The sequence below is a fragment of the Pseudomonas sp. GW821-FHT07F05 genome (assembly GCF_059418765.1).
The window spans coordinates 62,477-78,269 of record NZ_JBWKQL010000015.1 but is presented as its reverse complement, the minus strand read 5'-3'; the positions used below and the strand labels follow the sequence as shown (position 1 = coordinate 78,269).

The following is a 15,793-nucleotide window of genomic DNA, read 5'->3' as shown; positions in this document are numbered from 1 at the left end:
CTTAATAAGTTCCCTAACTTGTTATCTGGCAATGAAACAAATGCGAATCTTTACGTCATCCAGTAATGAAGCGGCGTTAGTTAAGGCCGGTCGGCATGATGGATACCAACTGAACGGTAATTTCGGAGAGTCACCCCCATGAGCAGTGTTGTTGCCATCGTCAAAAGCATTGTTGGCCAGGTAGTAGCAGTTTCCCCGGAAGGGATTCGTCGTGTGCTCATCGAGGGTGACCGGTTGTTCACCGGCGAGCAGCTTGAGACAGGCCCGGGAGGCGCAGTCACGCTGCAGCTTGCCGATGGCCGTCAGCTGGACATTGGCCGTGACAGCCAGTGGAGTGCCGACGCACCGGCGTCCACGACCAACCTTGCCGAAGCCAGCGCGCAAGCGGCACCGTCAGTTGCCGAACTGCAGCAGGCCATCGCGGCCGGCGCCGACCCGACCAAAGACCTCGAAGCCACTGCAGCAGGTCCGCAAGCGGCGCCAGGTGACGGCGGCAACGCAGGCGGCGGCCACAGCGTGGTGATGCTCACCGAGACGGCGGGCGAAGTGAATCCGACCATCGGCTTCCCGACCAACGGGCTGGGGACGACGACTACGCCGCCGCCTACGCTGAGCAACGGCCTGGCGATCGACAACGGCAACGACAACGGCGGTACCCCCGTCGCGCCGCAGCCGACGGGCACCCTGACACTGACCGCCACCCAGACGCTGACCGAAGCCGGCGGCGCGCTGGTCTACACGGCGAACATCACCCAGGCACCGACGTCGGACCTGACGGTCACCCTGTCCAACGGTTCGACCATTGTCATTCGTGGCGGCGACACGTCCGGCTCAACCACTGTTCAACTGGCTGACAACAACACGCCATACATCGACCCTTCCGTTATCAGCACCACTATCACCGGCACAACGGGCGGTGGCGGTCTGGTCGTGACAACCGATCCGACCCCGGCGGTGACCACCATCACCGACACCATCGACACCACCACGGTCAGCCTCAGCGCTGCGCCGACGTCTGTCGAAGGCACCTCGATCACCTACACCGCTACGCTGACCAACCCGGCACAGACCCCGGTCAACGTCACCTTGTCCGACGGTTCGACCATCACCATCCGTGCGGGCGAGTCCACCGGTACGGTTGTCGTCGCGGCCCCAGCGAATGACGTCTACAACACCAACACCGTTATCAGCACCACGATTACCGGCGCAACCGGCGGCAACTTTGAGAACCTGGTGCCTAACACGGCGCCGGCTGTGGTGCAGATCGTCGACAGCATCGACACCACCGTTGCCAGTATCACCGGCACCCAGTCGGTGGTTGAAGGCCAGGCCGCCACGTACACCATTACGTTGAGCAACCCGGCGCAGACCGAAGTCACGATCAATCTGACCTACAGTGGCACCGCATCCAACGGCACTGACTACACGCAAGTGGTCAGCGTGAAGATCCCTGCCAACAGCAGCAGCGTCACCTTCGACCTGAACACCCTTAATGACACGATCCCGGAAGGCGTTGAAAACGTCACCGTGGCGATCGGCGCCATCACCGGCGGCAACTTCGAGAGCATCGTTGCCAGCGCGACCAATGGCAGCGTCACCACCACCATCATCGACAACGACGCTCTGCCGGTTGTCGATCCGAATGGCGGCGGTAACGGCACCAACAGCGAAACCACGTTCACCGAAGGCCAGGCTGGCGTTTCGATCGCCGACCAGTTGACCGTCACTGACGCCGACAGCCCGACCCTGCAAGGCGCGAAAGTCACCCTGACCAACGCTCAGGACGCCGACACATTAGTAGTGGGCAGCCCGAACGCGAACATCGCGGTCACTACCGCCACCGTCAACGGCCAGATCGTACTGACCCTGACCGGTGCCGCCACCGCTGCCGAATACGAAGCCGTGATCAAGTCGATCACCTTCCAGAACAGCAGCCAGGACCCGAGCGTCGCGGACCGCACCATTACTGTGACCGTCAACGATGGCCAGAACGATTCCGTGCCGGCCACCAGCATCGTGCACGTCGTTGCCGTCAATGACGCCCCGACCGTCTCGTTCACCAGCACCGATTACGTCGAAAACGGCGCACCTCAGGCACTGGTCAACAACCTGCAGATCGGCGACGTCGACGGCGGCCAGTTGAGCGGCGCGAAGATCACCGTGACTGGCGTTCAGGCCGAAGACCTGATCGCTTCGCCGTCCTTCCAGGGCGGCAACACCGGCACCACGGCGTCGGGCATCAGCTACACGCTGGGCAATGACGCCAACGGCAACGTTGTCATTCAGTTGAGCGGCAACGCCTCGATCGCCGACTACACCACGCTGATCAACTCGATCACTTACGCCAACAGCAGTGACGCTCCGATCACCACCCCGCGCGGCGTGACGATCGAAGTGACTGACGTGGACACCCACGGCACCAACAACCTGACGGGCAGCGCCACCGGCGAAGTCGACATCACCCCGGTCAACGATGCACCGACCGTCACCAACGCATCGGGCAAAGGCGACGAAGACACCACCATCGCGGTCAAGCTGACCGGCGCTGACGTCGACGGCACCATCGATCACTTCAACCTGGTCAGCCTGGTAGCCAACGGCACGTTCTACGCCGATGCCGCCGGGACCCAGGCGCTGACCAACCTCAGCAACATCGCCGCCACCGCCAACGGCGCGACCATCTACTTCAAGCCGAACGCCAACTGGGCGGGCGACACCAGCTTCACCTACACCGCTGTCGACAATCAGGGCCAGCCAGCCGGCACGCCAGCCAACGGCATTATCAACGTCACGCCAGTGGCCGATGCCCCGATCGTCACCGTTGCCAACGCCCAAGGCGCTGAAGACACGGCGATCAAGCTGACGCTGAGCACTGCACTGGTCGACACCGATGGCTCCGAGTCCCTGGGCCCGTTGGTTGTGTCCGGCATTCCGGTCGGCGCCGTGCTGACTGACGGCACCCACAGCTATACCTCGATTCCGACCGGCGACGGCGCTGTCTACATCGACGGTTGGGACCTGAACAACCTGACGATTACCCCGCCGAAAGACTTCAACGGCCCGATCACCCTGCAAGTGAGCTCGACCTCGACCGAAGCCGCCAACAAGGATGCGGCCACCACGACGCAGTCTCTGATCGTCAACGTGACGCCCGTGAACGACGGCCCGGCGGTCAACTTCGACAGCACGACCTACACCGAAAACGGTGCGCCGGTCGCGCTGGTCAACAACTTCAGCATCACCGACATCGACAGCACTCAGCTGAGCAGCGCGAAAATCACGCTGACCGGTATCCAGGCTGAAGACCTCGTTGTGTCCCAGTACTACAAAGGCGGCACCACTGGCGTTACCGACCTGGGCATCACCTACACCCTGAGCAACGACGCCAACGGCAACATCGTCATCGACCTGACGGGCAATGCCTCGGTCGCCAACTATGAAACCCTGATCAAGTCGCTCACGTACGCCGACAACAGCGAAAACCCGAGCACCGTCCCGCGCGGCGTGAGCATTTCCGTCACCGACCTGGACGCCAACGGCACCACTAACCTGACCGCCGTGCACGACGGCCAGATCAACGTGATTGCCGTCAACGACGCCCCGACCGTGAACGCGGCACTGGGCCAGGGCGACGAAGACACCGCCATTGCGGTCAAGCTGACCGGCGCTGATGTCGACGGCACCATCGACCACTTCAACCTGGTCACCATGGCCGAGCACGGCAAGTTCTACGCCGACGCAGCTGGTACCCAGGAGCTGACCAACCTCAGCAACATCGCCGCCAGCAACAACAGCGCGACCATCTACTTCAAACCGGATGCCAACTGGGCCGGTGACACCAGCTTCACCTACACCGCTGTCGACAACCAAAACCTGCCTGCGGGCGCGCCGGCGAACGGCATCATCAACGTCACGCCGGTAGCCGATGCTCCGATCGTCACCGTTGCTGACGCACAAGGTAATGAAGACTCCGCGATCAAGCTGAACGTGAGCACCGCGCTGGTCGACACCGATGGCTCGGAATCCCTGGGCCCGTTCGTGGTGTCCGGTATTCCGGTGGGCGCCGTGCTGACTGACGGCACCCACAGCTACACCTCGATTCCGACAGGCGACGGCGCGGTCTACATCAACGGTTGGGATTTGACCAACCTGACGATCACGCCGCCGAAAGACTTCAACGGCTCGATCAACCTGCAAGTGAGCTCGACCTCCACCGAGCTGACCGGCCAATCGGCCACCACGACTGTGCCCCTGACTGTCACCGTCGGGCCGGTCAACGATGCACCGACCGTCACCTTCACCAACCCCGACTACGTCGAAAACGGCGCACCTCAGGCATTGGTCAGCAATCTGCAGATCGGCGACGTCGACAGCGCTCAGCTGAGCAGCGCGAAGATCACGCTGACCGGCATTCAGGCTGAAGACTTGATCGTTTCCCAGTACTACAAGGGCGGCAACAGCGGCACCACCGACCTGGGCATCAGCTACAACCTGAGCAACGACGCCAACGGCAACATCGTCATCGACCTGACCGGCAAGGCGTCGATCGCCGACTACACCACGCTGATCAACTCGATCACCTACGCGAACAGCAGCGATAACCCAAGCACTGCCCCACGTGGCGTGACCATCGAAGTGACCGACGTTGATGCCAACGGCACCAACAACCTGTCGGGCAGCGCCACCGGTCAAATCGACGTGACCGCGGTCAACGATGCACCGACCGTTAACACAGCGGCGGGTGCTGGCAACGAAGACACCACCATCGCCGTCAAGCTGACTGGCTCTGACGTCGACGGCACCATTGGCCATTTCAACCTGGTCAGTGCGCCTGCACACGGTACGTTCTACTCGGACGCCGCCGGTACTCAGCCGCTGACCAACTTGACCAACATCGCCGCCAGCAACAACGGCGCGACGATCTACTTCAAGCCAGACGCCAACTGGGCGGGCGACACCAGCTTCACTTACACCGCTGTCGACAACCAGAACCTGCCAGCCGGCAACACGGCAACGGGCACGATCAACGTCACGCCGGTGGCTGATGCGCCGATCGTTACCGTCAGCAACGCCCAGGGCGCCGAAGATTCGGCGATCAAGCTGAACGTAAGCACCGCGCTGGTCGACACCGATGGCTCCGAATCCCTGGGCCCATTCGTGGTGTCCGGTATTCCGGTGGGCGCCGTGCTGACTGACGGCACCCACAGCTACACCTCGATTCCGACAGGCGACGGCGCGGTCTACATTAATGGTTGGGATTTGACCAACCTGACAATCACGCCGCCAAAAGACTTCAACGGCTCGATCAACCTGCAAGTGAGCTCGACCTCGACTGAGATCACCGGTCAATCGGCAACCACGACTGTGCCCCTGACTGTCACCGTCGGGCCGGTCAACGATGCGCCAGTGGTCAACTTCGACGGCACCTCGTACACCGAAAACGGTGCACCGGTTGCGATCGTCAACAACTTCAGCATCAACGATGTCGACAGCACCCAACTGAGCAGCGCGAAGATCACGCTGACCGGTATTCAGGCTGAAGACCTGATCGTTTCGCAGTACTACAAAGGTGGTACCTCTGGCGACACGAGCCTGGGCATCAAGTACACGCTCAGCAACGACGCCAACGGCAACATCGTCATCGACTTGACTGGCAAGGCTTCGGTTGCCAACTACGAAACCCTGATCAAGTCGATCACCTACGCTGACAACAGCGAGAACCCGAGCACTGCCCCACGCGGCGTGACCATCGCCGTTACTGACGCTGATGCCAACGGCACCAACAATCTGACCGTCGTTCACGACAGCCAGATCAATGTCATTTCCGTGAACGATGCGCCGGTAGTCAACGCCGCTTCGGGTGCAGGCAAGGAAGACACCGCCATCGCGGTCAAGCTGTCTGGCTCCGATGTCGACGGCACCATTGGCCACTTCAACCTGGTCAGTGCGCCTGCACACGGCACGTTCTACTCGGACGCCGCCGGTACTCAGCCGCTGACCAACTTGACCAACATCGCCGCGAGCAACAATGGCGCGACGATCTACTTCAAGCCAGACGCAAACTGGGCAGGTGATACCAGCTTCACTTACACCGCCGTCGACAACCAGAACCTGCCAGCCGGCACCCCGGCGACCGGCACCATTAACGTCACGCCAGTGGCGGATGCCCCGATCGTTACCGTCACCACCGCCCAGGGCGATGAAGACACCGCAATCAAGATCAGCGTCGGCACTGCACTGGTCGACACCGACGGTTCGGAAAGCCTGAGCGGCCTGACCGTGGGCGGCATTCCGGTTGGCGCCGTGCTGACCGACGGCAAAAACAGCTACACCTCGATCCCGACCGGCGACGGCAAAGTCATCATCGATGGCTGGGATTTGACCAAGCTGACCCTGACGCCGCCGGCTGACTTCAACGGTTCGATCACGCTGCAAGTGAGCTCGACGTCGACTGAGATCACCGGTCAATCGGCAACCACGACCCAGTCCCTGACTGTGAACGTCGCGTCGGTAAACGATGCGCCTGTGGTCAACACCGCCACCGGCAATGGCAACGAAGACACTATCGTTGCGGTCAAGCTGACCGGTTCGGACGTCGACGGCACCATTGACCACTTCAACCTGGTCAACACGCCTGCCAACGGCACCTTCTACTCCGACGCTGCGGGCACCCAGCCGCTGACCAACCTGAACGACATCACCGCGACCAACAACGGCGCGACGATCTACTTCAAGCCGGATGCGAACTGGAACGGCAGCACGCCGTTCACCTACACCGCTGTCGACAACCAGGGGCTGGCTTCCACAACCCCGGCGACCGGCACCATCACGGTTACGCCCGTCAACGACGCGCCGGTGGTCAACTTCGGCAGCATCACGTACACCGAAAACGGTGCACCGATCGCGATCGTCAAAGACTTCAGCATCGCTGATGTCGACAGCACCGAACTGAGCAGCGCGAAAATCACGCTGACCGGTATTCAGGCTGAAGACCTGATCGTTTCCCAGTACTACAAAGGCGGCACCGATGGCACCACCGGTACCACCAGTCTGGGTATCAGCTACAAGCTGAGCAACGACGCCAACGGCAACATCGTCATCGACTTGACCGGCAAGGCTTCGGTTGCCGACTACGAAACCCTGATCAAGTCGATTACTTACGCCGACAACAGCGAGAACCCGAGCACTGCCCCACGTGGTGTGACCATCGCTGTGACCGACGTGGATGCCAACGGCACCAACAACCTGACCGTTGTTCACGACAGCCAGATCAACGTTATTGCCGTGAACGACGCTCCAGTTGTTAACGCCGCCACCGGCAATGGCAACGAAGACACTATCGTCGCGGTCAAGCTGACCGGCTCTGACGTCGACGGCACCATTGACCATTTCAATCTGGTCAACACGCCTGCCAACGGCACGTTCTACTCCGACGCCGCTGGCACTCAGCCGCTGACCAACTTGAGCGACATCACCGCGACCAACAACGGCGCGACGATCTACTTCAAGCCGGACGCCAACTGGAATGGCAGCACGCCGTTCACCTACACCGCTGTCGACAATCAAGGTTTGCCCGCCGCCACTCCAGGCACTGGCACAATCAACGTCACGGCCGTCAATGACGCGCCGGTTGTGAACTTCGACAGCACCTCGTATACCGAAAACGGTGCACCAATCGCGATCGTCAATAACCTCAGCATCAGCGACGTCGACAGCACTCAACTGAGCAGCGCGAAGATCACGCTGACCGGTATTCAGGCTGAAGACCTGATCGTTTCCCAGTACTACAAAGGCGATAACAGCGGCGATACCGGTCTGGGCATCAAGTACACCCTGAGCAACGACGCCAACGGCAACATCGTTATCGACCTGGTTGGCAAGGCTTCGGTCGCCAACTACGAAACCCTGATCAAGTCGATCACCTACGCCGACAACAGCGAGAACCCGAGCACCGCGCCGCGCGGCGTGACCATCGCTGTGACTGACGCTGATGCCAACGGCACCAACAACCTGACCGTCGTTCACGACAGCCAGATCAATGTCATTTCCGTGAACGATGCGCCGGTAGTCAACGCCGCTACGGGTGCAGGCAACGAAGACACCACCATCGCCGTCAAGCTGTCTGGCTCCGATGTCGACAGCACCATTGGCCACTTCAACCTGGTCACTGCGCCTGCACACGGTACGTTCTACTCGGACGCCGCCGGTACTCAGCCGCTGACCAACTTGAGCAACATCGCCGCGACCAACAACGGCGCGACGATCTACTTCAAGCCAGACGCAAACTGGGCCGGTGACACCAACTTCACCTACACCGCTGTCGACAACCAGAACCTGCCAGCCGGCACTCCGGCGACCGGCACCATTAACGTCACGCCAGTGGCTGATGCTCCGATCGTTACCGTCACCACCGCCCAGGGCGATGAAGACAGCGCCATCAAGCTGGACCTGAGCGCTGCACTGGTGGACACCGACGGTTCCGAGTCCCTCGGCCCAGTCATTGTGGGCGGCATCCCAGTGGGCGCGGTGCTGAGCGATGGCAACGGCCACAGCTACACCTCCATCCCTGTTTCTGAAGGCGGCGATGGCGAGGCGTACCTCACCGGCTGGAACCTGAGCACCCTGACCATCACGCCGCCGAAAGACTTCAACGGCTCGTTCAACCTGCAAGTGAGCTCGACGTCGACCGAAAGCGCCAACAACGACTCGGCCACCACGGTCAAGTCGCTGACCGTCAACGTCGCATCCGTGAACGATGCGCCGGTAGTCAACACCGCCACAGGCAATGGCAGCGAAGACACCCTCGTTGCGGTCAAGCTGACCGGGGCCGACGTCGACGGCACCATTGACCACTTCAACCTGGTCAACACGCCTGCCAACGGCACGTTCTACTCCGACGCCGCTGGCACCCAGCCGCTGACCAACCTGAACGACATCACCGCCACCAACAATGGCGCAACGATCTACTTCAAGCCGGATGCGAACTGGAACGGCAGCACGCCGTTCACCTACACCGCCGTTGACAACCAGGGTCTGGCTTCCACCACCCCGGCGACCGGCACCATCACGGTCACGGCCGTCAACGACGCGCCGGTGGTCAACTTCGGCAGCATCACCTACACCGAAAACGGCGCGCCGATCGCGATCGTCAAAGACTTCAGCATCAGTGACGTCGACAGCACTCAACTGAGCAGCGCGAAGATCACGCTGACCGGTATTCAGGCCGAAGACCTGATCGTTTCCCAGTACTACAAAGGCGATAACAGCGGCGATACCGGTCTGGGCATCAAGTACACCCTGAGCAACGACGCCAACGGCAACATCGTTATTGATCTGGTTGGCAACGCTTCGGTCGCCAACTACGAAACCCTGATCAAGTCGATCACCTACGCCGACAACAGCAACAACCCGAGCACCACACCGCGCGGCGTGACCATTGCTGTGACCGACGTGGATGCCAATGGCACCAACAACCTGACCGTCGTTCACGACAGCCAGATCAACGTGATTTCCGTCAACGATGCGCCGGTGACCAAGCCAGCGTCGGCCACAGGCGACGAAGACAACACCGTGGCGGTCAAGCTAACCGGCACCGACGTCGACGGCACCATTGACCACTTCAACCTGGTCAACCTGGGTCAGCACGGTACTTTCTACGCCGATGCCGCAGGCACTCAGGCACTGGACGGCAACAGCGTCATCAAGGCGACCGGCAATAGCGCAACCGTCTACTTCAAGCCGGTCGGCGACTGGAGCGGCAGCACCCACTTCACCTACACCGCCGTCGACAATCAGGGTCAGGCAGACACCACTCCGGCAACCGGCACCATCAAGGTCAATCCGGTCACCGACACCCCTGCCCTGTCCCTCGTGGACGACCAGACCGTGGCTTCGCTGAACGTGAACGGCGCGACCACGACTGTGATCGGCAACATCGGCAGTGGCGCATGGCACACCGACAACAGCGGCGGCACCGTTGAGATCCGAACTCCAGGCACTTACGGCGTTGCCGGCAACAGCAACAACAGCCAGGTGCTGGAACTGGAGCGAAACAGCGGCGACCCGAGCAACCTGTACACCAACATCGACGCCAAAGCCGGCGCGACCTACACCGTTTCGCTCGATTATTCGGTCCGTGCAGGCGCGGTCGACAACTCGCTGATCAACGTCTTCTGGGGCGGCAAGCTGGTCGGCACGCTGACCAATACCGTGGTGGGTCTGAAGACCTACACCTTCGACGTGCCGGTCACCACCGACGGCAGCGCGAAGCTGGAATTCAAGGCTGGCGACGCGAACTCCCTCGGCGGCGTGATCAACAACATCAGCGTCACCGAGCACCTGAACAGCGGCCTGGAAGACAACGCGATTCTGCTGTCGACCATCAAGGCAGCGACCACCGACGTCGACGGTTCCGAAACCCTGACCGTCAGCATGAAGGGCATTCCGGTTGGCGCTTCCCTGAGCGACGGCACGCACACCTTCAACGCCACCGCCGGTGCAACCGCCACTGACGTGACCGATTGGGACCTGAGCAAACTCAAGCTGACCCCGCCGGCCAACTTCAGCGGCGACATCGCTCTGACCGTCACCGCTACCGCCCAAGACGGCGCAGCGGCTCCGGTCAGCAAAGACCTGACGTTCAACGTCCATGTGGCACCGGTGGCAGACGCCCCGACCGTGATCGCGCCTGCCGTCACCGGCCCGGAAGACACGGCCATCCACCTGAACATTGGCACCACGCTGGTCGATACCGACGGTTCCGAGAGCCTGACCCACCTGACCGTTTCCGGCGTTCCGGTCGGTGCCGTTGTCACCGATGGCACTCACAGCTACACGTCAACTGCCGGCGGCAACGGCACTGCGGCGCTCGACGGCTGGGACCTGACCAAGGTCACTATCACGCCACCGGAAAACTTCAACGGCCAGATCAACCTGACCGTCAACGCGACGTCCACCGAACTGAACGGACCGTCCGCGACGACCCAACAGCCGCTGACCGTCAACGTGACGCCAGTGAACGACGCACCGTTCGTGAATTTCGGCAGCATCACCTACACCGAAAATGACGCCCCGACCGCGATCGTCAAAAACTTCAGCATCACCGACATCGACAGCACCCAGCTGAGCAGCGCGAAAATCACGCTGACCGGTATTCAGGCTGAAGACCTGATCGTTTCCCAGTACTACAAAGACGGTACCTCGGGCGATACGGGCCTGGGCATCAAATACAGCCTCAGCAACGACGACAACGGCAACATCGTTATCGACCTGACCGGCAAGGCTTCGGTTGCCAACTACGAAACCCTGATCAAGTCGATCACCTACGCCGACAACAGCGATAACCCGAACACCGCGCCACGCGGCGTGACCATCGCTGTGACTGACGCCGATGCCAACGGCACTGACAACCTGACTGTGGTCCACAACAGCCAGATCAATGTGATCGCCGTGAACGACGCACCTGTCATCGGCCACACCGGAACGGGCAAAGAGTTCGGCAACACCTGGAACGAAACCGCCGTCGGTGGCGATGTCACCGCGCCGGGCAAAGGTCCAGGTCAGATCGCTCGCGATTTCACCCTGAACGACGCCGACAGCACCACGCTGAAAAGCGCGACCGTCACGCTGACCAACTTCAAAGACGGCGACGTCCTGAATGTCGGCAAACCGGGCGCCCTGACCTATACCCTGAGTGATGTAAAAGACGCTTCCGGCGCAGTGACCGGCAAAACCATCACGTTCGGCGCAGGCACAGCTGCCCAGTACCAGACGGCGATTCAGTCGATCACCTTCGACAGCACGTCCCATGATCCGTCGAAAGACAACCGCATCATCAACATCACTGTCGATGACGGCAGCGCGGTCAACAACATCGCGTCCACGACCTCGACGATCCACATCACCACGGTCAACGATGTACCAACCGTGAGCACTGCGTCGGTTGCCTTTACTGAAAACGACGCGGCGGTCTCGATCGTCAAGAACCTGAACCTGGCCGATGTCGACAACACCACCCTGAGCAAGGCCGTGGTGTCGGTCGATGTGAAGGCAGGCGACGTACTGACCTTCACCGGCACTGCGCCGAAAGGCGTCAGCGTGGTGGAAACCCACAACGATGCAGGCCTGGTGAACGGCTTCAAGATCAACGGCATCGCGACCATTGACCAGTACAAGGCGCTGATCCAGTCGATCACCTTCAACAGCCCGGGCGACAACCCTCAGGCGGGTGACCGTGCCGTGACGGTTCAAGTGACCGACTCAGGCGCGAAAGGCGACGGTACCGGTACACAGGATTCGCTGGTTGCCGGCAGCAAGATCTCGGTCACCGCCGTGAACGACGCGCCCGTCATCGGCCACACCGGCGATGGCAAGGACTTCGGCAACACCTGGAACGAAACCCTGGTCGGCGGCGATGTCACCGCGCCGGGCAAAGGTCCAGGCCTGATTGCTGCAGACTTCACCCTGAAAGACGCCGACAGCCCGACGCTGCAAAGCGCCACTGTCACGCTGACCAACTACAAGGCGGGTGATCTGCTGGCGATCGGCAACACCGCTGGCCTGAGCGTCACCACCACCGACATCGTCACCAACAACGTTGTGACCGGCAAGGTCATCACGTTCGGTGCGGGCACGGCGGCTCAGTATCAGACGGCGATCTCGTCGATTACCTTCGACAGCACGTCTCACGACCCTGTCAAAGACGATCGCATCATCAACATCAGCGTCAACGACGGCAGTGCCACCAACAACATCGCCAACACCACCTCGACGATTCACATCACGACGGTCAACGATGTTCCAGTGGCCAACGCCACGACCGGCAGCGGCAACGAAGACAGCCCGGCCATCGCCGTGACGCTGAGCGCGACCGACGTGGACAGCAAAATCGACCACTTCAACCTGGTCGACATGGCTGCACACGGCACGTTCTACGCCGATGCGGCGGGCAAGGTCGCGTTGACCAGCCTGAGCAACATCGTCGCCGTCGGCAACGCTGCAACGGTGTACTTCAAGCCAGCCGCCGATTGGGCGGGCAGCACGTCGTTCACCTACAAGGCAGTGGACGATCAGGGTCTGGCGAGTTCGGTCAAGGCCACCGGCACCATCAATGTGGCGCCTGTCGCCGACCAACCAGCGGTGACGCTGGGCTCCGGCGTCGTTCAGTCGACCGGTCTGGTGAAAGACGTTTATGTCGGCACGCTGAAGAACATGGGAACCGACGGCAACGGCGCCAACGAAGCGACCATCAAGGCCGGCTTCAACACGACCGTTGCATCGACCTCGCACACCGTCGCCACCGCTGCACAGGACTCTTCCGTCGCAGTCGGCACCGGCACCAAGCTGTCCGGCCTGATCTACATGGAAGCCGGCCACACCTACACCTTCTCCGGTACGGCAGACGACAGCCTGTTGATCACCGTGGCGGGCCAGACTGCGGCCAACGCCACATGGGGTGCGGGCGGCAAGATCCAGAGCGCGGGCTTCACGCCGACGGAGTCTGGCTACTACACCCTGGACATCTACCACTACAACCAGGCGGGCCCGGGCAGCTACAGCATCAATCTGGTCGACAAGACCATCAGCACCGGCGCGACTCAGACCGTGGCCCTGAACGGCAGCAACGTGCTGCTGTTCGCAACGGTCGATGACCTCAAGGCTTCCGGCCTGAACGTCTCGCCGTTGCACGAAGGCACGGTTGGCAGCGGTGAGGGTTATTACACCGGCTACGAGCTGAACCATGGCACCGAAGGCGCCGCGATCAAGCTGAGCCCGGTCCAGGCGGTATTCGGCGACAGCCTCGACGGTTCGGAGACTCACGTCACGACCCTGAGCGGCGGCGCACCGGTCGGCTCGATCCTGACCGACGCCGCAGGCCACACGGCCACCGTGACGACCCACGTCGAAAACGGCAAAACCGTGATGGACACGATCGACGTCAGCCAATTCGACCTGTCGACGCTGAGCATCACCACGCCTGACTACTTCAGCGGCAAGTTCACGCTGAACGTCACGGCGACGGCGACCGAAGCAAATGTGCCAGGCGTCCCAAGCGCCGTGGCCAGCGCCAGCGACAGCAAGGCGATCACCGTTACCGTCGAGCCTCAGACCTACACCTCGAGTGAAGGCCTGGCTGGCACCGACCCGACGCCAATCAACGGCACCACCGGCGGCGACATCATCGTTGGCGACGTCAGCGGCACGACCATCGTGCAGGGCAAGAGCTACAACATCGCCTTCATCGTCGACAGCTCGGGCAGCATGGGCAAATCCCTCGACACGGCGAAAACACAGCTGCAGTCGGTCTTCGAGAAACTGGCGAACGGTGCTCAAACCGCCAACGCCGGCAAGATCAACGTGCTGCTGGTGGATTTCGACACCAACGTGCGCTCGACCGTGTCGGTGGACATGTCTGACAAGGCTGCTGCGCTGAAAACCTTGGCCGCTGCTCTGGCGACCATGACATCGGGCGGTACCACCAACTACGAAGATGCCTTCAAGACCACGGCGAACTGGTTTGCCGGCTTGAACAGCACCAACCCGACGGGCGAGAACCGCACGTACTTCATCACCGACGGCGAGCCTAACGTTTACCAGAACACCAGCACGGTGCTCGGTACGGTGAACGGCGCGGCTGTCACACTGGCGACGGGCCTGGAAAGCTGGCATTTGGGCAGCACGTATTCGGTGAACGGCAAAGTCGCCATCGACACCGTGGGCCATGTTTACAGCTACGCCAGCAGCACGACCGGCAAGCTGGTGGGCACCCTCGCCAGCCACGCGGACGGCAAGGGCGGTCAGGAATACAGCCTGAACTCACCTGAAACCAACGGCAGCAGCGTTGTGCTGGCTGAAGCGGACACCGGTTACGCGCTGTTGCTGAAGCAGTCGCCTACCATCGAAGCGATCGGCCTGAACTCGGCGGTCAAGACGAGCACGCTCAATCACTACGACAGCGACGGTCACGCGCAGACCAACGTCAACGCTGACGACCTGGCGAAAGCGGTACTGGGCGACCAGAAAGATATCGCTCCGGGCAGCGACACCCTCAACGGTGGCGACGGCAATGACATCCTGTTCGGTGATCTGATCACCTACAACACGCAGGGCGGCATCACGGCGCTGAAGGCGTTCGCGGCAGATACCTTGCACGTGAATGTGTCGACCATCGATGACAAGACGCTGCACTCGTTCGTGACCAACAACCTTGACGCGGTGGCTCACCTGACCAATTCGTCGTCGACGTCCCAGGACGGGAACGACACCCTGCTGGGCGGCAATGGCAACGACATTCTGTTCGGCCAGGGTGGCGACGACATCCTCAACGGTGGCAACGGCAACGACATTCTGATCGGTGGTAAAGGCAACGACATCCTTACCGGTGGCGCAGGTGCCGATACATTCGCCTGGAAAGCAGGCGACACCAACAGCGGTGGCTTTGACGTGATCAAGGACTTCAACAAGGGCGAAGGCGACCGGATCGACTTGCGTGACCTGCTGCAAGGTGAAGACACCGACACCCTCAGCAAGTACCTGCAAATCACCAATGATGGTCATGACACCATTCTGCAAGTCAGCACCACCGGGCAGTTCGCGTCGAATGTCACTGCGGCTGCCGCGGCGACCACGGCCGATGTGCACATCAAGGTGGAAGGCGTGACCTGGAGCAATGCCATGGTCAACTCGCTGGTGAGCGGTGCGGATCCGACCATCAAAGTCGATCACCACTGATAGCTGAGTCGCGAGAGCTGTTGTACTGTGCTGGCAGCCGTCCCTGACGGTTGCCAGCACCGTT

General features: G+C 61.3%; 1 protein-coding gene. It reads left to right on the top strand.

The genetic code is table 11. The features are described 5' to 3' along the window. The first annotated feature begins 138 nt into the window (after window positions 1-138). Window positions 139-15,729 carry a retention module-containing protein gene (locus AC07RO_RS23620; protein ID WP_495087210.1) on the top strand — a complete coding sequence of 5,197 codons (15,591 nt, stop codon included), beginning with the start codon at window positions 139-141 and terminating at the stop codon, window positions 15,727-15,729. The last annotated feature ends 64 nt before the right edge of the window (window positions 15,730-15,793 follow it).

Coding starts and splice junctions, on each gene's coding strand:
- AC07RO_RS23620 (WP_495087210.1), top strand. CDS start 139: ATGAGCAGTGTTGTTGCCATCGTCAAAAGCATTGTTGGCCAGGTAGTA.